Origin of the sequence: Solibacillus daqui (genome assembly GCF_028747805.1) — a bacterium.
GTDB classification, from domain to species: domain Bacteria; phylum Bacillota; class Bacilli; order Bacillales_A; family Planococcaceae; genus Solibacillus; species Solibacillus daqui.
Map to the genome: position 1 here is coordinate 1,082,360 of NZ_CP114887.1, position 24,594 is coordinate 1,106,953.

Annotated in this window: 21 protein-coding genes; all 21 read left to right on the top strand. The window is 34.9% G+C overall.

Translation table 11 applies throughout. The features are described 5' to 3' along the window. Window positions 1-21 precede the first annotated feature (21 nt). The 21 genes from O7776_RS05060 (at window position 22) to grpE (ending at window position 24,576) form a co-directional block, all read left to right on the top strand. On the top strand, window positions 22-1,080 hold the full coding sequence (locus O7776_RS05060; RefSeq protein ID WP_274309531.1) for a GNAT family N-acetyltransferase: 1,059 nt from the start codon (window positions 22-24) through the stop codon (window positions 1,078-1,080). Window positions 1,081-1,124: 44 nt separating this feature from the next. Next, window positions 1,125-2,327, top strand: a complete 1,203-nt coding sequence (locus O7776_RS05065) for a glycosyltransferase family 4 protein (RefSeq protein ID WP_274309532.1) — start codon at window positions 1,125-1,127, stop codon at window positions 2,325-2,327. A gap of 18 nt (window positions 2,328-2,345) precedes the next feature. Then, window positions 2,346-3,383 (top strand): polysaccharide biosynthesis protein, encoded by a 1,038-nt coding sequence (locus O7776_RS05070; RefSeq protein ID WP_274309533.1) that lies wholly within the window; start codon window positions 2,346-2,348, stop codon window positions 3,381-3,383. Window positions 3,384-3,398: 15 nt separating this feature from the next. Beyond that, window positions 3,399-4,508, top strand: a complete 1,110-nt coding sequence (locus O7776_RS05075) for a capsular polysaccharide biosynthesis protein CapF (RefSeq protein ID WP_274309534.1) — start codon at window positions 3,399-3,401, stop codon at window positions 4,506-4,508. Window positions 4,509-4,511: 3 nt separating this feature from the next. Then, window positions 4,512-5,645: a non-hydrolyzing UDP-N-acetylglucosamine 2-epimerase gene (gene wecB / locus O7776_RS05080; RefSeq protein WP_274309535.1), complete on the top strand. Its 1,134-nt coding sequence runs from the start codon at window positions 4,512-4,514 to the stop codon at window positions 5,643-5,645. Beyond that, window positions 5,642-6,688: a glycosyltransferase family protein gene (locus O7776_RS05085; RefSeq protein ID WP_274309536.1), complete on the top strand. Its 1,047-nt coding sequence runs from the start codon at window positions 5,642-5,644 to the stop codon at window positions 6,686-6,688. The genes wecB and O7776_RS05085 overlap by 4 nt, the downstream gene beginning before the upstream one ends. A gap of 22 nt (window positions 6,689-6,710) precedes the next feature. Then, window positions 6,711-7,796 (top strand): EpsG family protein, encoded by a 1,086-nt coding sequence (locus O7776_RS05090; protein ID WP_274309537.1) that lies wholly within the window; start codon window positions 6,711-6,713, stop codon window positions 7,794-7,796. Window positions 7,797-7,872: 76 nt separating this feature from the next. Further along, complete coding sequence (locus tag O7776_RS05095; RefSeq protein WP_274309538.1) at window positions 7,873-9,372, top strand: lipopolysaccharide biosynthesis protein; 1,500 nt, start codon at window positions 7,873-7,875, stop codon at window positions 9,370-9,372. Window positions 9,373-9,460: 88 nt separating this feature from the next. Beyond that, window positions 9,461-10,723, top strand: a complete 1,263-nt coding sequence (locus O7776_RS05100) for an ATP-grasp domain-containing protein (RefSeq protein WP_274309539.1) — start codon at window positions 9,461-9,463, stop codon at window positions 10,721-10,723. Between the two features lie 57 nt (window positions 10,724-10,780). Further along, entirely contained in the window at window positions 10,781-11,995 is a 1,215-nt protein-coding gene (locus O7776_RS05105) for an ATP-grasp domain-containing protein (protein ID WP_274309540.1), read from the top strand. 237 nt (window positions 11,996-12,232) lie between these two features. After that, on the top strand, window positions 12,233-13,183 hold the full coding sequence (locus O7776_RS05110; protein ID WP_274309541.1) for a glycosyltransferase family 2 protein: 951 nt from the start codon (window positions 12,233-12,235) through the stop codon (window positions 13,181-13,183). Window positions 13,184-13,397: 214 nt separating this feature from the next. Continuing rightward, entirely contained in the window at window positions 13,398-14,132 is a 735-nt protein-coding gene (locus O7776_RS05115) for a YveK family protein (protein ID WP_274309542.1), read from the top strand. Then, window positions 14,125-14,847, top strand: coding sequence for a CpsD/CapB family tyrosine-protein kinase (locus tag O7776_RS05120; RefSeq protein WP_274309543.1), 723 nt, complete (start codon window positions 14,125-14,127; stop codon window positions 14,845-14,847). The genes O7776_RS05115 and O7776_RS05120 overlap by 8 nt, the downstream gene beginning before the upstream one ends. Before the next feature lie 112 nt (window positions 14,848-14,959). Then, window positions 14,960-15,226 (top strand): stage V sporulation protein S, encoded by a 267-nt coding sequence (locus O7776_RS05125; RefSeq protein WP_241368084.1) that lies wholly within the window; start codon window positions 14,960-14,962, stop codon window positions 15,224-15,226. Between the two features lie 445 nt (window positions 15,227-15,671). Beyond that, on the top strand, window positions 15,672-17,405 hold the full coding sequence (locus O7776_RS05130) for a 2-oxoacid:acceptor oxidoreductase subunit alpha (protein ID WP_274309544.1): 1,734 nt from the start codon (window positions 15,672-15,674) through the stop codon (window positions 17,403-17,405). A 2-nt stretch (window positions 17,406-17,407) separates the two neighbouring features. Further along, window positions 17,408-18,274, top strand: a complete 867-nt coding sequence (locus tag O7776_RS05135; protein WP_274309545.1) for a 2-oxoacid:ferredoxin oxidoreductase subunit beta — start codon at window positions 17,408-17,410, stop codon at window positions 18,272-18,274. Window positions 18,275-18,403: 129 nt separating this feature from the next. Next, complete coding sequence (locus O7776_RS05140; protein WP_274309546.1) at window positions 18,404-19,930, top strand: methyl-accepting chemotaxis protein; 1,527 nt, start codon at window positions 18,404-18,406, stop codon at window positions 19,928-19,930. Between the two features lie 519 nt (window positions 19,931-20,449). Next, the gene (locus O7776_RS05145) at window positions 20,450-20,773 is read left to right on the top strand and encodes a geranylgeranyl pyrophosphate synthase (protein ID WP_274309547.1); all 324 of its coding nucleotides are present in this window, start codon (window positions 20,450-20,452) and stop codon (window positions 20,771-20,773) included. A gap of 803 nt (window positions 20,774-21,576) precedes the next feature. Continuing rightward, window positions 21,577-22,725 (top strand): radical SAM family heme chaperone HemW, encoded by a 1,149-nt coding sequence (hemW, locus tag O7776_RS05150; protein ID WP_274309548.1) that lies wholly within the window; start codon window positions 21,577-21,579, stop codon window positions 22,723-22,725. A gap of 244 nt (window positions 22,726-22,969) precedes the next feature. Then, entirely contained in the window at window positions 22,970-24,013 is a 1,044-nt protein-coding gene (gene hrcA, locus O7776_RS05155) for a heat-inducible transcriptional repressor HrcA (RefSeq protein ID WP_274309549.1), read from the top strand. A gap of 23 nt (window positions 24,014-24,036) precedes the next feature. Then, window positions 24,037-24,576: a nucleotide exchange factor GrpE gene (gene grpE / locus O7776_RS05160; protein WP_274309550.1), complete on the top strand. Its 540-nt coding sequence runs from the start codon at window positions 24,037-24,039 to the stop codon at window positions 24,574-24,576. Window positions 24,577-24,594 lie beyond the last annotated feature (18 nt).

Genomic DNA, 24,594 nt, shown 5'->3' on the forward strand with positions numbered 1-24,594 from the left:
TTGAAAATGGGGGATAAAGAGATGTTAACAATGATTACATTTGATGAAACAGAAAAATGGAATACGATTGTTGAAAAATTTAAAGATTTTGATGTTTATTATCTATCTACCTATTTAGAGGCATTTAAAATTCATGGCGATGGGGAACCGATACTCTTTTATTACGAGGATGAAAATATTACGGCGATCAATGTAGTGATGAAACGAGATATAGCAGCAGATGTAAGGTTTCACAACAAAGTAAATCCCCACACCTTTTATGACATCGCTACGCCATATGGTTATGGTGGCTTTTTAATAGAAGGAACGATAACAGAAGCGAATTTGCAAAAATTGAACGATGAATACAATGAACTATGTGCGAAAGAGGGCATTGTGAGCGAAATTGTTCGATTTCACCCAGTTCTAAATAATTGCGAATATGTAAGCAGCATGTATGAAATCTCTAATCTTGGTAAAACCATTACTTTAACGTTGGCTTCACAAGAAGAAATTTGGAATAACCTAAATACGAATAAAAAGAGATGGATAAAGAAGGCTTTAAAATCAGGCGTCCAAATATACTGGGGAAGGAGTCCAGAATTATTTACTGAATTTAGGAGCTTGTATCATCAGACAATGGAAAAGAATAATGCTAAAAATTACTACAATTTTAATGATGATTTTTTTCAAAGTGTGCTACAGGATATGCCCTATAATTCATTAATTTTTTATGCGCAATTTGAAAAAAGAACAATTGCAATGGTTATAACAACATTTGGAAATGGACAAATCCATCACCATTTGTCTGCATCGGATATTAACTTTCAACATCTTGGCCCAACCAATCTATTAATGTATGAAATCGCATGTTGGGGAAATGCGAATGGATTTAAAACCTTTCATTTAGGCGGAGGGGTTGGTAGTAAAGCAGATAGCCTTTATGAATTTAAACAAGGCTTTAATAAAAATTCGGATACGATTTTTTCAATAGGAAAGAAAATATTTGATGTAGAAAAATACAACCATTTGCTGAGAATTAGAAAAAAAGATGAAAATTTCGACGAATCGGAAGCTTTCTTCCCGAGCTATAGAATTTAGTTTTAATAATCAGCATTCGATTATTAAAGGTGGGGTTTAAATAAATGAAAATATTATTTCTTTCAATTAGTTACATCAAGACAATAGAGGAAAAAGGAATCTACACCGATCTGATTAGACAGTTTCGAGATGGCGGTCACCAGGTGTATGTAGTTAATCCGATTGAAAAACGCTTGAACAAACCTACTCAGTATGTGATAGAAAATGGTGTGCATTTTCTTAGGGTGAGAATAGGTAATATTACGCAAAATAATCTGATTGAAAAAGGGTTATCCACTCTAATAATTGAACGCCAATTTTTGAACGCTATTAAGCACCATTATAGGGAAGTAGTTTTTGATTTGATCATCAATTCAACTCCGCCGATCACATTTGAAAAAGTAATAAGGTTCGTTAAAAAAAGGGATAATGCGAAATCTTACTTATTACTTAAAGATATTTTTCCGCAAAATGCTGTTGATTTAAACATGTTTCGTAAAAATGGTTTGATTTATAAGTATTTTAGGATGAAGGAAAAGAGATTATACCAAATTTCCGATTATATAGGCTGTATGTCACAGGCGAATGTCGATTATATAAAGAAACATAATCCAAGAATTTCTGCTAATAAAATTGAAATATGCCCAAATAGTATCGATATTTTATCGATAAATAATAACGATGACAGCGTAAAACAGATTAGGGAAAAGTATAACATTCCTTCTGATAAAACAATTTTCATCTATGGAGGCAACCTAGGTAAACCCCAAGGAATTGATTTTCTAATCGAATGCTTGAAAGGGAATAATTATATACATCAGGCATTTTTTGTTATTGCAGGGGCTGGGACAGAATTTAACAAACTCAAACATTACTTTGATGCCGAGAAACCTACAAATGCGCGATTGCTTGAAGAATTACCAAAAGATGAATATGAGCTGTTAGCAAATTCATGTGATGTCGGTTTAATTTTTCTTGACCATCGATTTACAATCCCGAATTTCCCATCACGATTACTTTCTTACATGCAATCTTCCATGCCAGTGTTAGCTGCTACGGACGTTCATACGGATATTGGGCAAGTGATTGAACAAGGAAAATTTGGTCTGTGGTGTGAGAGTAATAATGTTGAGCAATTCAACAAAAAGATAAATCAATTTGTTGATTCAACATTAAGAGAATCAATGGGGAAAAATGCGAAAACCTATTTAGAACAAAATTATTCTAGCAAACACTCATATGAAATAATAATGAACCATTTTAAATAACTGAAAAGAGGTTATTGGATGTTTAAAGATAATATTTTATTGATTACAGGTGGTACGGGTTCGTTCGGAAATGCCGTGATGGAGAGATTTTTAGACACAGATATCAAAGAAATTCGTATTTTTTCTCGCGATGAAAAGAAACAAGATGATATGCGGAAAAAATATAACAACGATAAACTAAAATTCTATCTTGGAGATGTGCGCAATATAGATAGTTTAAAAAATGCTATGTACGGTGTTAATTATATATTTCATGCAGCGGCCTTAAAGCAAGTACCATCATGTGAGTTTTTCCCACTTGAAGCAGTAAAAACAAATATTTTAGGAACTGAAAATGTATTAAATGCTGCAATTGAAAGTGGAGTAAAAAAAGTAATTTGTCTTTCAACAGATAAGGCGGCTTATCCAATCAATGCAATGGGGATTTCAAAGGCAATGATGGAAAAGGTTTTTGTCGCAAAATCAAAAACAGTTTCTCCAGAAAATACACTCATTTGTGGAACAAGATACGGCAATGTAATGGCCTCACGTGGTTCAGTCATACCGTTATTTATTGAACAAATAAAAAAAGGATTTCCTTTGACAATAACAGATCCCCATATGACAAGGTTTCTTATGAGTTTAGAAGAGGCAGTAGAACTCGTATTATTTGCTTTTGAACATGCAGAAGCAGGTGATATTATGGTCCAAAAATCTCCAGCTAGTACAATAGGTGATCTTGCTCAGGCCTTGAAGGAGCTATTTAACGTTGACAACGAAATAAAAATTATTGGGACACGACATGGGGAAAAACGCTATGAAACGCTACTTACTAAAGAAGAATATGCAGTCGCAGTGGACTTAGCTGGATTCTTTAAGGTCCCTGCTGATCAAAGAAATCTCAACTACAATAAATATTTTGTAGAAGGTCATCCGGAACTTACAAATATCAAAGAGTACAATTCAGACAATACTAGGCAATTAAATATAGAAGAAATTAAAGAAACATTAATGCAATTAGATTACATTCAGGCAGAACTAAAGGAATGGAATAAAAATATTCATATCATGAACTAAGGTGGGATTGGATAGATGAACATTCTTGTAACAGGTGCAAAAGGATTTATAGGTAAAAATCTAATTGCAGAACTCAAAAACTGCGGAATAAATCAAATATTTGAGTATTCAAGAGATAGCGATCCATCGCTGCTCGAAAAATATGCTAAAGAATGTGACTTTGTCTTTCATTTAGCTGGTGTAAATAGACCTCAAAATGAAAATGATTTTTTTGAAGGAAATACTAACTTTACTTCTCAGCTGTTAGAGCTACTAAAAAAATTCGAAAATAATACACCTATTGTCGTAACTTCTTCTATTCAAGCTGAATTGGATAATCCTTATGGGAGAAGCAAAAAGGCAATGGAACAGTTGTTGTTTCAATATCAACAGCAAACAGGTGCCCCTGTTTATATGTATCGATTACCAAATGTATTTGGAAAATGGAGTAAACCGAATTACAACAGCGTAGTTGCTACTTTTTGTTATAACATCGCAAGAAATTTAGAAATTCAAGTAAACAACCCTGATACAGAGTTAAACCTTTGTTATATCGATGATGTTTTAGAAGAAATGTTACGAGCGTTAGTCGGAACACCAACAGAACAAGGAGAATTCTGTGTGATACCTATTACACACCAAATTGAACTTGGAACATTAGCAAATCTAGTAAAAAGTTTCAAGGATAGTAGAACGAATTTAAACATTGTAAATATGGATGATCCTCTCACGAAAAAGCTGTATAGTACGTATTTAAGTTTTTTACCTGTAGATCAATTTTCATATGACTTAAAAATGAATCTAGACAATCGTGGTTCATTTACTGAATTTATTCGAACTCCGAATCAAGGTCAAGTTTCGGTTAATGTATCAAAGCCTGGAATTACAAAAGGAAATCATTGGCACCATACTAAAAATGAAAAGTTTTTAGTTGTTAGTGGTGAAGGGTTAATACGGTTCAGAAAGTTAGGAGCCGAGGACATTATTGAATATAGGGTGAGTGGAGAAAAGCTACAGGTCGTTGATATACCTACTGGATATACACATTCCATTGTTAACGTAGGAGAAACAGATCTAATAACAGTGATGTGGGCAAATGAATGTTTCGACCCAGTAAAGCCGGATACGTACTATTTGGAGGTTTAAATCTTGAAAAAACTAAAAGTGATGACGGTAGTAGGGACTAGACCAGAAATTATTCGATTGTCTGCAGTAATCAATAAGTTAGAACAGTCTAATGTAGTGGAACATACGCTTGTTCATACAGGGCAAAATTATGATTACGAATTGAATGAAGTTTTCTTTCAAGATTTCGGTTTGAAAAAGCCAGATTTTTTCTTAAATGCAGCTACTGGGTCAGCAACTGAAACAATCGGCAATATTTTGAGTAAAATCGATCCTGTATTAGAAGAAGTACAGCCAGAGGCCTTTTTAGTATTAGGGGACACAAATAGTTGTCTATGTGCAATCGCTGCGAAAAGAAAGCAAATCCCAATTTTCCATATGGAAGCTGGTAATAGATGTTTTGACCAACGCGTACCGGAAGAGACGAATCGAAAAATTGTCGATCATATTTCAGATGTTAACTTAACGTACAGTGATATCGCTCGAGAATATCTCCTAAGGGAAGGTTTTCCAGCCGATCGAATTATTAAGACAGGTAGTCCAATGTTTGAAGTACTTCATTCGAAAAAAGCGGATATTGAAAAATCGGATGTACTCCAAAGATTAGAACTTGAGGGTGGGAAGTATTTTGTTGTTTCGGCACACCGTGAAGAAAATATTAATTCCACCCGAAATTTTCTTCATTTAGTTGAAAGTTTAAATGCTGTTGCAGAAAAGTACCAACTACCGGTCATTGTGAGTACACATCCTCGTACACAGAAAATGATTGAAGCGAAAGAAATCGAATTTAATCCGCTAGTAAAAATAATGAAGCCTTTAGGTTTTAACGATTATGTAAAACTGCAACTAAAATCAAAAGCCGTTCTGAGTGATAGTGGAACAATTAGTGAAGAGTCCTCCATTCTTGGATTCAACGCACTTAATATTCGCCAAGCGCATGAACGACCAGAGGCGATGGAAGAAGCTTCGGTGATGATGGTTGGGCTTGAAAAGGAAAGAATATTACAAGGGTTAGAAATATTAGAAACACAGGAAACAGATACATTAAGACTTGTGGGAGATTATGGGATGCCGAATGTTTCAGATAAAATGTTAAGAATTATTTTGTCGTATACACATTATGTGAATCGGGTTGTATGGGGGAGTACGTATCCATGAAAATTGCATTAATTTGCCCATCAAATATGCTATTTATGCCATACGTAAAAAGTTACGAGCAAATATTAGATGAACAACATATAGACTATGACATTATTAATTGGGATAGGTTTCAGATGGAGGAAGAAAAAGAAAATACGTATAAGGATAACAAAATCGGACATCATAGAAATTTTTTTGAATATTTAAAATTTCGGAGATTTGTGATAGAAAGATTAAGAATGGACCGGTACAACAAAATTGTCGTGTTTGGAATTCAATTAGCGTATTTACTTCATGGAATACTAAAGAAAAAATTTAAAGGTGCATATGTGCTGGATATTCGAGATTTTCATAAACTTCATCAATTTTTTAATATAAAGAAGACAATTGAGGGTTCCGCCTTTACCGTAATATCTTCGCCAGGCTTTGAAGAATGGCTGCCACATAGCAAGAAATATATCACCAATCATAATACGCAAATTAAAAGCATAAATGAAATAGAGACGGTTGAAAATATGTCCTACAAAGAACAAATTTCGGTTGCAAATATTGGTGCACTAAGGGACTTTTCGATTAATAAGGACTTCATTAGTGTCTTAAAAAATAACCGAAAGTTTGTGTTGAATTACTATGGGGAAGGCAATAGTAATCAACATATAAACGACTATTTGGTTGGCAATCAGATTCGAAATGTTAGATTAACAGGAAGGTATTATCCTGAGGAGGAAGAACAATTTTATCATCAAAACGATTTTATCAATGTTCTTCGATACAATGATGGCATCAATAATAAAACGGCATTACCGAATCGATTATATAATGCCTTAATTTATGGGAAACCCTTAATCGCATTCAAAGGAACCTATTTAGCAGAAATTATCTCCTTGAATCATATTGGGGTTGTTTTACATTCCTTTGAATTCGCAGAGAATGACCTTTTGCAATATGCATCGAAATTTAATTCAGCTAACTATTACAAAGGTAGAAAAAATTTTTTGGAGAAAGTTTTACAAGATAATATTCTCTTTGAAAAGCAGTTCAAAACATTCATCCGATATTGAAATAGATTGAGGAGCAACTTACATGGTTTTTTATTGTTTTTTTCTTTTCGTAATCATGGGTGTCATGGTCTTAGATAAAATGAGCACCTTTATCCATTGTAGCAATGTACAACTTAGTGATGATAGTAGAATTCTTCCAAATGAATATGCTAAAAAGAATGTCTTTTTAATGGTTGCCTTTCTTTTGTTATTTTGCTTTTCTGCCTTTCGTTTCGATGTTGGTTGGGATTATTTAGCGTATTATGACACGGTTAAATATAATATCCAAACGAATATTGTCGGTGGTGAAGAGTTCGCAACCATTCTATTGATTGAGCTTTCTAGGTCGATAGGTATCTATAATTTGTTTTTCGTAGTCAATTCATTTATTTGCCTTTTTTTAATTTACAAAACGATTAATAAATATAGTGTAGATCCATGGCTTAGTTTACTGTTTTTTTTATGTTTTCCACTTTACTTTTTAAATTCCTTAAGCGTCATCCGTTTTTTTACTGCATTAGCGATTACCTTTTATGGATTTAAATACATTGAACAAAAGCGACCGATTCCATACATTGTTTTAGTAGTGATAGCTATTTTATTTCATAAAGCATCATTAATAGCATTTGTCTTTTATTTAGCAAGATATATAAAGTTAGGCACCTTTAAGCTGGTAATCCTTTTAGCCTCACTTCCTGTTATTGCGAATCTGTTAAATGGCCTAGTTTTAAATTATTTACCTAAATATGCTGTTTATACGAAAGAAACAGCAAGTCAGGAAGGTACTAAGGCAATTGTTTTTTTCTTAATCCTAGCTTTTATTGCACTATTATTAAGAAAGAAAATTACAGATGATGATGAGCCATCAAGGATTTACTTAAATATTTTTTTCATGGGAATCGCGATTTATTTAATGTTCTATGCCCAGGGAACAATGGGACATCGATTATCGCTGTTTGGTACGATTTATGGATTATTAGTTGTACCAAAGATGATTTCTTTATTTAACAATGCAATCGTTCATTTTTATTTGAAGTTACTATTTTATACGTTATTAGTCGCCATGTTTCTATATATCATAAATAGCGGAGCAGCTACGTACATCCCATATCGAACCATTTTTGAGTAATCGTTTTAGCTGTAGTAGTGAATTGAAGTAGATAAGAAGTGATCATTCGTAGGTTTTGTAAAAAGGGGTGTATGAATTGGGCAATGAAGTAACAAAGGCAAAAATCGTTTCCTCATTATTATGGAGTTTATTGCAACGAAGCGGGGTTCAAGGAATTCAACTACTGATAACTCTTATATTAGCTCGATTGCTTTTGCCAGAAGATTTTGGATTAATTGTGATTGTGACGATCTTTAATACATTTGCTATCGTGATAGTACAAAGTGGATTTACGACGGCGCTCATTCAAAAGAAAAAAGTCGATCATGTCGATTTGTCCTCCGTTTTTTATGTGAATATAATATCTAGCAGTATCATTTATATGCTCCTTTTTTATCTTGCTCCTACTATTGCCTTCTTTTTTGAGCAACAGCAATTAATTTTAATTTTAAGAGTCTTATCTTTATCACTATTTTTGAGTGCATTTCATTCAATCCAATATGTGATTGTTTCTCGTAATATGCAATTTAAAGATTTGTTTCTTGCAAGCTCTATCGCCCACGCACTTTCGGGCATGATCGCAGTTGGAATGGCATACGCTGACTTTGGCGTTTGGGCACTTGTATTTCAACAATTAGCTAGTCATCTAATAACGCCTTTTTTATTAAGCTTTAAAGTAGAGTGGAGACCACAATTATTTTTTTCAATGCGAAACGTAATGCAGCTTTTTTCATTCGGTTGGAAAATACTGGTATCATCGTTATTGAATGCAATTTATAGCAATATGCACAGTGTGATTATCGGCAAACTGTTTAGCCCAGCAATGATCGGTTATTACAATAAAGCAGATCAGTTTCCGAATATTATTGTAAGTAATGTGAACGGCTCCATACAAGCTGTCATGTTACCGGCCTTGTCTTCTTATCAAGATAATCGTCAAAGGGTCAAAGAAATGGTACGGCGAACGATTGTTACAAGTTCATACGTTGTATTTCCAATGATGATAGGTTTGGCAATGATTGCTGAACCATTAGTAAGGCTATTATTGACGGATAAATGGTTACCAACAGTTCCGTTTTTACAAATTTTTTGTATGGTTTATGCGTTATATCCAATTCAAACCGCCAATTTACAGGCAATCAATGCTCTTGGGCGTAGTGATGTGTTTTTGAAACTCGAAGTACTAAAAACATTGCTTGGACTAGGAATTCTGATTATTTCAATACAATTTGGTCTCTATGTCATGGTCTTTGGTGTGTTTATTAGTAGCGTCCTATTTACTATTATTGATGCTTATCCAAATAAGCAGTTATTAAATTACGGAATGCTGGAGCAACTTCGCGATGTATTCCCGTCCTTGTTAATCGCGTTAGCAATGGGAGGCTTATTATTTTTAACTCATGGACTTGAATTTTCTATGCTCACAACCGTTTTTATTCAAATTATTTTAGGGTCCATCATCTATGTAGTTCTATCCCGGATATTTAAACTCGAATGTTATGAGTACTTACGATCGACGCTACTTAGTATTTTAGGGTCTAGTACAAAGAAATATAACTTAACTTTTTATAACAAAGAGGACAACAAAGAAATATAACTTTGTTTGAGGACTCTGTATATTCAATTTGATTTTGCAGATTTCTTTAATAAAAAATGATTTTAGTTTAGACAGGAGGTACAAATGATTGAAGAAACTTTTAATGTTAGGTGGGGCTTTATCCCAAGTTGCAGCGATTAAAAAAGCTCGGGAAATGGGCTGCTATGTGATAGTCTGTGACGGTAATGGGAATGCTCCTGGTAAACAATTCGCCCAAGAATTTTATGAAGTTTGTACGACCGACAAAGAATTAATTTTAAGCTTAGCGAAATCTTTGCAAATTGATGGAATTGTATGTTATGCAGCTGAGTCAGGGGCAGCAACAGTCGCATATGTTGCAGAAAAATTAGGTTTACCAACACATCCATATAATTCTGTAGAGATACTAACGAATAAAGAATTATTTCGAAATTTCCAAAGAAAAAATAATTTCAATGTTCCAAGGGCAGAAGGATTTCATACGTATGAAGAGGCTAAAGCCCAAATTCATAAATTTAATATGCCGGTCATGATAAAACCCGTTGATTCTTCGGGCAGTAAAGGCGTTTCGAAAATAGATTCAATTGATCAACTTGAACAAAATGCATTCGATGCCTTACGTTTTTCAAAAGTAAAACGATTTATTATAGAAGAATATATTGAAAATTATGGTCCACATATTGGCGGAGATGGATTTTCGGTAGATGGTAAACTTGTGTTTCGGTGTTTTTCGAATGAATATTTTTCAACAGATTGTATCAATCCCTTTGTTCCAGTTATAACAACTTGGCCATACACAATGCCAGAACAAATCCAAAAAAATGTTCATAACGAGATTCAGAAAGTTTTGGATTTATTAAATATGAAAACAGGTTCTTATAATTTCGATATTCGAATCGATGAAAATAAGAACGTCTATTTGATTGAGGTCACGCCGAGAAATGGTGGTGATTGGAATCCAGAGGCAATCCAATATGCCACTAAAATCGATTTAATGGAAAATACAATTAAAGCAGCTTTAGGCAAAGATTGTAGTGATGTAAAGATGGTTAAACCTACAGGATATTGGGCCACATATGTACTAAACAGTGAAAAGAGTGGCATATTTGAAGGATTAGAAATACAAGAGGACTTCTTAGAAAAAAATGTAGTGGAGTATGAATTATTAGTGAATCCAGATGACCCGATTTCAGACCTTTCTGGATCTCACGAAAAAATTGGATTAATGATACTGAAATATCAATCTGAAAAAGAGATGATGGAAAAAATGAATAATATAAAAAAATTAGTGAAGGTAAAAGTGAATGATCTTTTGATTTCGGGAAGCATTCCATTTTTATTACTACAAGAAAGAGTAGCTAATCTAATATAAAAGATGAGCTCGCATAATTTGATTCAAAAATAAACCCAATTGAGAATGAGGTAAATTATGAAAAAACTATTAATCCTTAGTGGAGACCCATACCATGTACCCTTTATTAAAAAGGCAATAGAGATGGGCTATTATACGATTACATGTGATTTTTTTGAACATAACCCAGGTCATAAATTGGCGCATGAGTATCACAATGTTAGCTATATGGATAAAGAAGCAGTTCTTTCTTTAGCTAGAGATTTAAAAATTGATGGAATCACTTGTTTTGCTGCCGATGAAGCCATGACTACAGTTTCTTACGTTGCTGAAAAGTTGGGATTACCGTCCTATTCATATGAGTCCATTAAAATAATTAATAATAAGGACTTGTTTAGAGACTTTTTAATGAAAAATAACTTTAATGTCCCTAAAGCAAAAGGATATACCTCATTTGAAGAAGCAAAATCTGAAATACTCCATTACAAAATGCCAGTGATGATCAAACCAGTGGATTCATCTGGAAGTAGAGGAATTTCAAAAATAGATACCATTGAATATCTTGAAGAAAAGATAGAATATGCTTTAAGTTTCTCAAAAGCTAAACGCTTTATCATAGAAGAGTATATTGATCGAAAAGGATATCAAGTCGGAGGCGATGGCTTCTCGGTTAATGGTGAACTCGTATTTCGATGCTTCACAAATAATCATCTTAATCCTACAAATATCAATCCGTTTGCACCAATAGGAGGAAGCTGGCCAAGTGTATTGCCGGAACATATTCAAAATAAAATTCATAGGGAAATTCAAAGATTAATCCATTTACTTGAAATGAAAACAGGTCCTTATGATTTTGATATACAAGTAGATAAACATGATCGTGTTTTTTTTATAGAAATGGGTGCAAGAGTTGGAGGGAATTTGATTCCTCATATAACGAAAAAGGCAACAGGTGTCGATTTAATTGAATATACGATAAAGGCTGCCTTAGGGGAAGATTGTAGTGATTTGAAAATGGTAGAACCTACAGGCTATTGGTCATGTTATGTGTTAAATAGTCAGAAAAGCGGGATATTTGAAGGGCTCGAAATGGACAAAGAGTTTGAGGAAAATAATATTGTAGAATATGAACTCTCCATTAAACCGAAGGATAGTTTATCTGCTTTTACAGGATCAGATAAAAAAATAGGAACAATGGTGCTGAAATATTCATCACTAGAAGAAATGCTAAGAAAAATGGATAGTATCACAGATTTTATCAATGTGAACGTAGAAGATTCTTTCGTATATTAGATACTGAAGAAATATGAAATGAAATCCCAAAGTATGATCGATACTATGGGATTTTTTTAGAGGATAAGCGTAAAATGTCAAATACTTTTTTTAGTTTTTAGACAATTTAAATACACCTACCGTAATTGGTATTTCTTACAGGTAACATAGTAGCATGATACGACAATTAGATTAACAGATACCGGTTAATAGATACCGGTTAATGAATTGTGAAAATTAATTTTTGGAAGTGATTGATTGTTAAAAATATCAGTCTTAATGAGTGTATATAATAAAGAAGCAAGATTAAAAGAAAGTATTTCTAGTGTATTATCTCAAAGCTTTCAGGATTTTGAATTAATAATTATAAATGATGGCTCGACAGATAAAAGTGGGGAAATATGTGAATATTTCAGAAAAAAAGATAGTAGGGTTAGAGTATATCATCAGGAAAATAAAGGTGTGTCCTATACACGTAATTTATCAATAAAAATGGCGGAAACCGAATTTATTAGTTTTCTAGATGCAGATGATACTTACGAGAAAACATTTTTAGAAAATATGCTAAGGAAAATTGGAAATAAGGATGTTTGTTATTGTGGTCATTTTTATATAGGTAATAAGAAAAGAAAAGCTAAAATTAATTTTAAGTCAGGGTTTATATTAATGAATTATTTAAAAAATACCACAACGCCTAACACTAATTCTTGGTTGATTAGAAAAAGTTTTTTGTTAAAACATGATTTATTGTTTAGAGAAGATTTGAACTTTGGAGAAGATATGTTGTTTTTCGCTAACTTACTTAAGCAATCTAAAGATGTCCAATGCGTTAAGAAGAGGCTTACTAATTATCATTTAGAAATCGAGGGTAGTCTTAGTGAAAATAATATTGATAAAATTAACTTAGATTTAAAATGGATGAATATTCTTATCAATGATATTTTACATTCAAAATTGTTAGTAGAAGAAAAAATGAAATTGACTAAAATTATGATAAACTACAGAATTCCGGGTGGCATAATTTACAGGGTATATCAAAATTGTGAGTTTTTAATTGAAAATAATCTCTTGGAAGAGATTATATTAAACAATACCCCACATATTGTAAATCTGAAATCAATTAATGGAATTAGGAGTTTAAAACTTATTTATTTTAAAAAAAAGATCTTGAAAATTTATAAAAATAGAATTCTCCACTCCACAAATTAAAATTGGGTTTAATGTCAAAACTTTTATTGCTTAAAAAGACAGCCCTATTTAATAAATACAATTGATTATACAATTGATCGAAATGGCTAAAGTGATAATTTTACTTTTCAATTCATATAATAAGTGAGATATCATGTCTTGTTAATTTATTGAAATTTGATTGATATTATTGGAGGCTAATAAATTGTAAATGTTTTTCAAGGAGGCAACAGTATTGGAAGAACTAATCCGTTTACAAGAAATAATCAAAATAATAAAAAAACGAATATTACTAATTATTACCTTTACTGTTATTAGTATTGGCATTGCAGCAGCTGTAAGTTTTTATTTATTGACTCCAATGTATCAAGCACAAACACAAATTTTAGTAAATCAAAAAAGCAACAGCGAGGAAACGTATTCATGGTCGCAAATGGAAACAGATTTACAATTAATAAAAACCTATAATGTGATCATTACAACCCCTGCTATTTTAAGTAAAGTAATTGAGAATTTAGAGATAAACATAATGCCAGAAGTATTGAAAAATCAAATTTCTATATCTCATGAAAATGAATCAAAGGTTGTAAATATTATAGTAGAAGATCAAAGCCCAGAGCAAGCTGTGGAAATTTCGAACACGGTGGCGGAAGTATTTAAAGAGGAAATTCCAAAGCTGATGAATGTTGATAATATAAATATTTTAACTGTTGCAAAATTAAGCGGAAATCCTACCCCGGTAAAACCAAATAAAATGCTTAATATGGCTATTGCGGCAGTTATTGGTCTAATGGTAGGTATTGGGTTGGTATTTCTACTAGAATTTTTAGACACTACAATTAAGAGCGAGAAAGACATCGAAGAACAATATGGTTTACCTGTCATAGGTGTAGTTGGCTTCATTGATGAAAAAAAAGAAAAGAAAATTTCCCTTAAATCTCGTAGAGTTAGGAGGAACGAAAATGTTTAGCTTGAGAAGTAGAAAAAAGAAAAAACAATTAATGTTATCAAAAACAGCTCGAAATTTAATTACTGTTTCAGATACGAAATCAATTATTTCAGAGCAATTTCGTACGATTCGTGCAAACATCACATTTTCAATGCCAGATCAAGAATTAAAAACGATTTTGGTCACTTCGTCTACTCCAGGCGAAGGAAAATCCACTAATGCTGCAAATTTAGGGGTTGTATTTGCGCAAGAGGGGAAAAGGGTACTGATCATCGATGGAGATTTGCGAAAACCGACTTTGCATCAAACTTTTAAAACCTTCAATAATGTCGGGCTATCTAACGTAATTGCAAAAAAGGCTACTTTAAATGAAGCGATACAGGAGACATTTATATTTAGGCTTCATGTATTAACAAGTGGTCCTATTCCACCAAATCCTGCTGAATTACTTTCTTCAAAATCGATGGATGCGTTGATTCTTGATGTGAAGAGGGATTTTGACATCGTAATTATTGATGCACCTCCATTATTATCTGTATCGGATGCGCAAATATTGGCGAATAAATGCGATGGTACAGTATTAATCGTAAATACAGGTGTTGTCGAAAAGGAAGCTGTTCGAAAAGCGCATGTAATTTTGTCTAACTCTCAATCAATAATTATAGGTGTAGTATTAAATAATTATGTAACACCAAAACATCAGCATTATTATAAGGAATATAGTTTAAGTGAATAATTTTCTGAAGAGTTATAATTTTCGGATTCTAAAGTATAATCATACCGCATACAATGACGTACAGGCAATAAAAATTGTCTAAAAAGCAGTACTAGATGAGGAGGAAATAGCTGTGGATTCATTAAAAGTATCATCTCGTTCTAATCCTAATTCTGTTGCAGGAGCACTTGTGGCGGTCATAAGAGAACAGGGCTTTGCAGAAATGCAAGCGGTAGGTGCAGGCGCGCTCAACCAAGCAATTAAAGCTGTAGCCATTGCACGAGGGTTTGTGGCACCGAGTGGAACGGATTTGATTTGTGCACCAGCCTTCGCAGACATTACTATTGCAGGGGAAGATCGAACGGCGTTAAAATTACTTGTTGAAAAAAGATCACGATAAATAAACAAACACTTACGCAAATGAAACAAATTTGCGTGAGTGTTTTTTATTTTGAGGTTTTAAGTGCCAGACTGCTTTTTTGAGTGGCTCTCCAATAAATCTATGCCGTTATTTTTTAAATTGTTTAGGAACAAAATAACGATAAATTCGTTTCATTACTTAACAAAATTGATTTCAAACTAATTTGTGTACAAAACCTTCCGTCAAAGGTCTGATTTTTTTACGCTTTATGACATTTGCAATAGTAGGAACTTACACTTCATGTTAAACTAATGAAGGAAATTTAACTAAATTCATTGGTTCTTTCCATGAATGCAGTTAAGCCTTTGGTAATCATGCACAGAGGTGTAATGGAGTTTACATAGCTGTAGCGTTATCCAGCTACCTAATAAAGTAATAACAACTACTTTATTTATATAAATAGAAAACTTAAGGAGATGTTGATATGTTACATCAGCTTTCATGGAAAGTCGGTGGGCAACAAGGTGAAGGGATCGAGAGTACAGGTGAAATTTTCTCAATGGCAATGAATCGTTTAGGTTATTTCCTATACGGTTACCGTCATTTCTCTTCTCGTATTAAAGGTGGCCATACGAATAATAAAATTACAGTTCGTCCAACAGAAGTACGTTCGATTGCGGACGATTTAGATATTTTAGTGGCGTTCGATCAAGAAACAATCGACGTGAACTATAAAGAATTAACGGCATCAAGTATCATTTTAGCTGATGCAAAATTTAATCCAACAAACCCAGAGGACTGTGTAGCACCTCTATATTCAGTACCATTTACAGAAATCGCAGCTGAACTAGGTACGTCATTAATGAAAAACATGGTGGCGATTGGGGCAACTGCAGCACTTTTAAACTTAAATGAAGAAGTATTCCAAAGTGTAGTAGATGAAATCTTTGGTCGTAAAGGCGAAGAGGTTGTTGCGAAAAACATCGAAGCGATTCAACGTGGGCGTGAAGCAATTGCTGAACAAATCGGTGATCGTGTAGGTGCATGGGAGTTAGAACCAGCAGACGGAAAACGTCGAATGTTCATGATTGGGAATGATGCAGCGGCATTAGGTGCACTAGCGGCAGGCTCTCGCTTCATGGCAGCTTACCCAATTACACCGGCTTCTGAAATTATGGAGTACATGATTAAAAAGCTACCATTAGTTGGTGGTGCGGTCATTCAAACAGAAGATGAAATCGCAGCAGCTACAATGGCAATTGGTGCAAACTACGGTGGTGTCCGTGCGTTTACTGCATCGGCAGGTCCTGGTCTATCACTTATGATGGAAGCAATCGGTCTTTCAGGTATGACAGAGCAACCGTTAGTTATTTTTGATACGCAGCGTGGTGGCCCATCAACAGGTTTACCAACAAAACAAGAGCAATCGGATTTAATGGCCATGATTTACGGTACACACGGTGAAATTCCGAAAGTCGTAATCGCACCTTCTACAATTGAAGAGGCATTCTACGATACAATCCAAGCATTTAACATCGCAGAGGAACTACAATTACCGGTTATCGTTATGACTGATTTACAATTAGCATTAGGTAAACAAACGGTGGAGCCATTTGATTACAGCAAAATTGAAATCCGTCGCGGTAAAATTGTCGATGCGGTTGAAGATGAAGAATCAAAAGATTACTTCAAACGTTATGAAAACACAGCAGATGGAGTGTCACCTCGTGTATTACCAGGCTTAAAAGGTGGTATTCACCACGTAACAGGTGTAGAGCATGATGAGACAGGGAAGCCATCTGAAGCAACGGGCAACCGTCGTACACAAATGGATAAACGTATGCGCAAGCTTAACTACTTACGTTTTGATAACGCCGTATATGTAAACGCGCCACACGAAGAAGCAGACGTATTATTAGTAGGCTTTAACTCAACGCGCGGTGCATTAGAAGAAGTACAAGAAACGTTAAATAATGAAGGCTTAAAAGTAAACCACGCTCACATCAAATTAGTGCATCCATTCCCAGCAGACGAAATGACTGCTTTAATGGATCGTGCTAAAAAGGTCATTGTGGTAGAAAATAATGCTACAGGTCAATTAGCGAACATTATGAAAATGAACATCGGTGGTCACGCGAAGACAAAATCGATTTTAAAATACGATGGTACACCATTCCTACCACGTGAATTAACAAACTTAGTGAAGGAGGAAATTTAATCATGGCAACATTTAAAGATTTCCGAAATTCAGTAAAACCGAACTGGTGCCCAGGCTGTGGTGACTTCTCTGTGCAAGCAGCGATTCAACGTGCAGCAGCAAATGTAGGTTACGAGCCAAATGAATTAGCGGTTATTTCTGGTATTGGCTGTTCAGGTCGTATTTCAGGTTACATTAACTCATACGGCTTCCACGGGATTCACGGGCGCGCATTACCAATCGCACAAGGCTTAAAAATGGCCAACAAAGATTTAAAAGTTATCGCCTCTGGTGGTGACGGTGACGGCTTTGCAATCGGTATGGGACACACAATCCATGCAATTCGCCGTAACATCGACATTACGTACGTAGTAATGGATAACCAAATTTACGGTTTAACAAAGGGACAAACATCGCCACGTTCAGCAGCTGGTTTCATTACGAAATCAACGCCAGGTGGGGCAATTGAGCCATCATTAAAACCATTAGAAGTTGCACTTACAAGCGGCGCAACATTTGTGGCACAAGGCTTCTCAACAGATATTAAAGAATTAACAGCTATAATCGAAGCAGGCTTAAATCATAAAGGCTTCTCATTCATCAACGTATTCTCACCATGTGTCACTTACAACAAAGTGAACACATATGAATGGTTCAAGGAGCATATAACGAAATTAGCGGATATCGAAGGTTATGATAACTCAAATCGTGAGCAAGCGATGCAAACTGTTATGAAACATGAAGGTTTAGTAACAGGGATTATTTATCAAGATACTGAAACAAAATCATATCAAGAAAAAATCCAAGGCTATTCGGAGTTGCCATTAACAGACATCGATATTAGCTTATCAGAAGTGCAATTCGATAAATTAGTAAAAGAATTTATGTAATCTTTACAGCACAGGGCATCTTCGCTCTGTGCTTTTTTGATTTACAAGGAATTAACAATTCTCCTAAAGTCTCTTTACACAAATTTCCTATAGTAATAATTAAAAATAAATGTAAAGAGGTAAAGTGCCGTGCGCTTTTATAAAGCAGTGAAAGTAAAAGATCGACTAGCAGTTTTAATGATTATTTGTATTTTATCGAATATCATATTAACCGTTTTTAGCTTGGATTATTTACGCAAAATGGAGCGTGAAACCGCGAGTATGTATCATGAAAAATTACTAGCGACACAGGTGTTACAGGAAGTAATGCTGCAAGTTGAAACAACAAACTCCATTTCTAATGAAACGCGGCAACAATTAAAATCCATTGCGTTTGATGGAAAGATGGAGCATTACATCAAGCAAGTATCTGCAAATCCGTCACCGAGCTTACTTGTGGAAATCAATACATATATATTAGAACGTGCGCAAAAGCAACTCGAAAACCACGAGCAGGATATTGCATTTGGCTATCGGTTAATTGTAAGCATTTCTGTTATTTTAATGGCGCTCATTTTATTTTTTGGCTTTCAAGCGATTCAATCGATTAACAAGCCGACCCGTGAGTTAAAGCGGTTATTTAAGCTTGCACAGCAGGGGGATTTAACAAAATATGCAACCTATAGTGCACGCGATGAGCTAGGGGAAACAACGAAGTACTACAACTTAATGATTGCGGATATGAAAGAGCTCCTAAAAACGGTTCGTCACGGAGCAAGTGAAGCAACAGGGGCCAATCAAGAATTAACCTATAATTTTGAGCAGATTACTAAGGGCGCGGTGCATATTGCGTCAAATGCAGATGTCATGACAAGCTCGCTACATTATGCAACGGCACAGCTTGCAGATAATACAGCATCGATTCAACAGGTGGCAGCAGGTGTTGAAGAAATTTCGCAACGAATGCATGAAATCGAGCGTGTTGTTCAAACAACCGTTTATAAAGCTTCCGATGGCGAAATTCTTGTAGAGCAAAATTTGTCACAAATGCAATCGATTGAGCATACGATGGAACAGTCTAGTAACAAGTTAATGCAATTAAAGGGGCAGTCACAAGAAATATCACAGGCGGTCCATATTATTCATGAAATTGCCGATCAAACAAATTTATTAGCATTAAATGCCTCCATTGAAGCAGCACGCGCCGGGGAGCATGGTAAAGGCTTTGCGGTTGTTGCTCAGGAAGTACGCAAACTAGCAGAACAATCGAAGCGCTTTACAAATTCCATTGCTACGATTGTCAAAGACATTCAGCAAGGCACAATTGATGCATCGCAAAGTATGGAACAGGCGATGAAAAGTGTTATGACAGGGGCAAAATATACAGAGCAGAGTGCCTATAAATTTAGAGAAATTACCGATGAAGTACATCAAATTGGGCCGCAAATCGAACAGATGGCACAGGTAATGGGCGAAATTGTGAGCCATACACACGAGGTCTCAATTAGTGCAGTGGAACTTAGCAATCGCTCCGAGGAAAATTTAGCGTCTATGCAGAAAATTCAGCAGCAAGTCGAGCTTCAAAAACAATCAACTAGTGAAATATCTGATGAAATTCGCAGCATTGCAAAAAATATGCGTTCATTGACACATGCTGTGGACAGATTCCAAGTATAAACCCAAAAAACTTTTGACGGTCTCATAAACGTCAGAAGTTTTTTGCTGTTATAATTTCTCATCTAATAATTCCCAAGGAAATTAATCTACTTTGTGGGAAAAGAGGTTATTATCAAAAAAATATGAAAATTTTAAAAAAATAGTGAAATTTATTGGGATAATTGATATTATATAATTATTAAGTCATGATACTGCTCAATAAGTGAAAGTTACATAAGATTAATTTACTAGAAAAATATGTAAAATACGAAAAGTAGCTATAAAATTGACGCTATTATTAAATTATTGATTGTAGTAAAATGGTTTTAATTGTTTTATAGATGCGTTAGTTAATAAGGATTTGGAACCTAATTGATATATAGTAAAATACGCATGTATAAATTGCATTAAAAATTGTGAATGACTAGTCGTTTGCTGTTCAAAGGAATAGAATAAAGTTAATTGTGTTCAACGTTTTAAAATCATTGCTCGTACAATTTACGTAGCATAACACTTCATATTATCAGGGGGATGAATTTTATGAACAATCAAATTCAATTAATAGTTCCAGAGTGGTTTGTATTGGATGAACTACATATTATCGAAACGGTGGTCGGTGAATCGTCAACAGAAATTGGGCTTGTTATTGCAGGAGAAAATTTTGATTCAATGAAACAATGTTGTCCTACAGTTCGGTTATATATGATTCGCTTAATTGGAGAACAATATGAACTGATGAAGGAACTTGACGCTTTTCAATTCCAGTCAGTAGAAGATGCCAAAGCTTTTAGTGAAAAATTGCCACAGTTAAATGCAATTGACTTAATTATGCTTATGAATAATCAAGAGCCGATGTTTGCTTAATAATAATATTTACCGTACTCCAAAATGGGTACGGTATTTTTTTGTGAAATTCAGGGCTAAGTGTAATTATCTATTAAAATCCGTTCTGCTACGCTACGGGAGGCCAACACGATGTTGGTCATGAATGCGTTGCCACACGATGTGGCGATTTTAGCATTTGTTCCATTGTTCCTGAGGGCGTGGCTACAACTAACTTGTATGTGCCTCTTACGGTGGCACATACAAGTGGATTTTCCGCGCACGCTTAATCCTCTAGGAGTCGCCCCCTTCACTTCGCGGCACTCTACTATAAAGTTAATATTGGATTCTATTACAAAGAAATTGAATAAAATGTACTGAATTAACTTCGTTATTGAAATAAAGTCTAAGGATGTTTTTACTTTGACGCAATAAAAGTAGCTAATTTCTATCATTTAATCAAAGATACAATATTGTATACAGCGTACTATTTTATTCATCCCCGCCGCCTCGCGATAGCGCAAGCGGTAGCATTGGACTCTTTTAACTAAATTAAGACGCAACATTTTAGTTTGGCGGGCCTTGCATGCGGCATTAAAGACAGTAGTATGGACACGTACCACTTGGCCATAATGCTGTCATGCCGTAGCCCGCCGAAATAACACTGATTTAATCTATTTTTTGTTAGTAAATTTGCTCAATGTGAGTAAAATCACAATATTAGGGCACAATTTGTGTTTTTCTAGTGCAATTTGAAATGGTAATGACTATGATGTGCTTTCTAACTAGACATTGCTTTATAATGGAGAGAGTATTTAAGATATTTTCTAAAGGAAGTGATTTTAATGGCTAGAGGTGTATATATTCACATTCCTTTTTGTCATCAAATTTGTAATTACTGTGATTTTAATAAGGTGTTTTTTAAAAACCAACCTGTTGATGAATATATTGAAGCGCTAGGCCGTGAAATGGAGTTAACAGTTCAGCAAATGCCTGAAGCGTTCGCAAATGTTGAAACGATTTTTTTAGGTGGTGGCACACCGACTGCTTTATCAGCTGTGCAAATTGAAAAATTATTAGCACTTATTGCGAAACATATTCCACTGTCAAACGTAAAAGAATTTAGTAGTGAAGCAAACCCAGATGAATTAACTGTAGAAAAATTACAGGCCCTTTTTAACGGCGGTGTAAATCGTTTAAGCATGGGCGTACAATCGTTTGATCAAGATTTACTAAAGAAAATTGGTCGTACACATTCTAACGAGCATGTGTATAAAACAATTCAAAACGCTAAGGATGTTGGCTTTACGAATATTAGTATCGATTTAATGTACGGTTTACCTGGGCAAACGATGGAGCAATGGCAACATACGTTAGAAAAGGCACTGGCACTAAAGTTACCACATTATTCGGCGTATTCATTAATCGTTGAGCCGAAAACGATTTTTTATATTCAATATGCGAAAGGAAAGCTGAACTTACCGACCGAGGATTTAGAGGCGGATATGTATGGTGTGCTTATTGACACAATGGTAGCACACGGTGTACATCAATATGAAATTAGTAATTTTGCGCATGAAGGATTTGAGTCAACGCATAATAAAATTTATTGGGATAATGATGAATACGCAGGTTTTGGAGCAGGTGCACATGGCTACTTACAAGGTGTGCGCTATTCTAATGTTGCCCCGATTAAAAAGTATATTGAACTTGTGATGGAAGGCAATCGCCCTTTATTGCATGAGCATAGTGTTACAAAAGCTGAAAAGCTTGAGGAGCAAATGTTTTTAGGTTTGCGTAAAGCAGTAGGTGTAACGCATGGAGAGTTTGAACAAAAATTTGGTCAGTCAATGGCTTCGGTATATGGAGAGACGATTCCTAAGTTACAGCGGGAAGGTTTGCTAGAAACAGACGCGCAAGGAGTACGTTTAACACGCAAAGGTCGCTTTGTTGGCAATGAAGTTTTCCAACGCTTTTTAATAGAAGATGAATGACTTAATTCAGCCGAGATTCAAACCCCGGCTGAATTAAGTCAAGCTCCCGGCGGATGTCACAGATTTTTTAGAGGGGTTTTCAAGCGAGCTTGAAAAAAATCTGGACGCAATTACGCTGAGGCGTAATTGATTGAAAAAGATTTGAAAAAAGTTGGGCGATTTCGTTGACATCAATTTAGGGATTTGTTAATTTATATAATATATTAGCACTCCATTTGAACGAGTGCTAACAGAGGTGAAAAAGATGTTAACAAATCGGCAGTTACAAATATTGCAAGTGATTGTAGATGATTTTGTGATGTCTGCTCAGCCTGTTGGTTCGCGTCAATTATCTAAAAAGGATGGCATTACGTATAGTGCAGCTACGATTCGTAATGAGATGGCAGATTTAGAGGAATTAGGCTTTTTAGAAAAAACGCACACTTCTTCAGGACGAGTTCCATCAGAAAAGGGCTACCGTTATTACGTAGACCATTTATTACAGCCTCAGATTATTACATCTGGGGAAGTTGAACAAATCCACTCACTATTTGAAAAACAAATGTTAGAGGCCGAACAACTAATTAAAGAATCGGCCAATATTTTATCAGAACTAACAACCTATACAACGATTTTGCTTGGCCCAGATGTTGCTAAGCACCGTGTAAAGAAATTTCAAATTGTTCCATTAACCGAACAAACTGCGGTTGCCATTATAGTGACAGATAACGGACATGTAGAAAATCGCACATTAACATTACCACCTGGTTTTAGCCCAGTAGACATTGAAAAGACCGTGAACATTTTAAATGAACGCTTAGTAGGGATTCCGTTATTTGAATTGCCAATAAAGCTTCAAACAGAGGCATTGTCTGTCTTGAAACAGCATGTGAATGCATCGGAATCCGTTGTACGCTCATTGCTATCCATTTCATCAGGTCAATCGGAAAACAAAGTGTATTATGGTGGTAAAACGAACATGTTAAATCAGCCTGAATTCCATGATTTGAATAAAATGCGCATGTTGATGGATTTAATGGATAAAGACAGCCAAGTGCAATCTTTATTTGATCCACAAGACTATCGTATTAGTAACAATCTGGGTATTCAAATTCGCATAGGCTCAGAAAATAATCATTTGGCTATGGAAAATTGTAGCGTCATTACCGCTTCGTTTTTAGTTGGTCAAGAACAGCAAGGAGCGATAGCCATTATCGGTCCAACACGCATGGATTATCGCCGTGTAGTGACGTTACTTGACGTGATGCGCAACAGTTTATCACAGGCCTTTTTCGAACAGAAAAAATGATGTAGATCCGAGGAGGAAAAGAAGTGACAGAAACTACAAAGACACCAGAAGAATTGCAACAAGAAACAACTACAGAAACAGAAGTAGTAGAAGAAATTGTTGTAGATGAAAACGAATTAAAAATTGCTGATTTAGAAACAAAAATAGCAGAAGAAGAAGCGAAATACTTACGTTTACGCGCTGACTACGATAACTTATCTCGTCGCAATCGTTTAGACCGTGAAGCATCAGAAAAATATCGCGCACAAAGTTTGTTAACAGAGCTTTTACCAGTATTAGATAACTTAGATCGCGCTTTACAAGTAGAAGTAACATCAGAAGAAGCGACTTCATTATTTAAAGGTGTAGAAATGGTCTACCAACAACTACTTGCTGCTACCGAAAAAGAAGGCTTAGAATTAATCGCAGCAGAAGGGGAAGCATTTGATCCAAACTTCCACCAAGCAGTAATGCAAGAACAAGATAGCGAAAAAGAAGCGGGTACAGTATTACGTGAGCTACAAAAAGGCTACAAGCTAAAAGACCGCGTCCTAAGACCATCAATGGTTTCGGTGAATGAATAAAATTCTTTGCCATGCTTA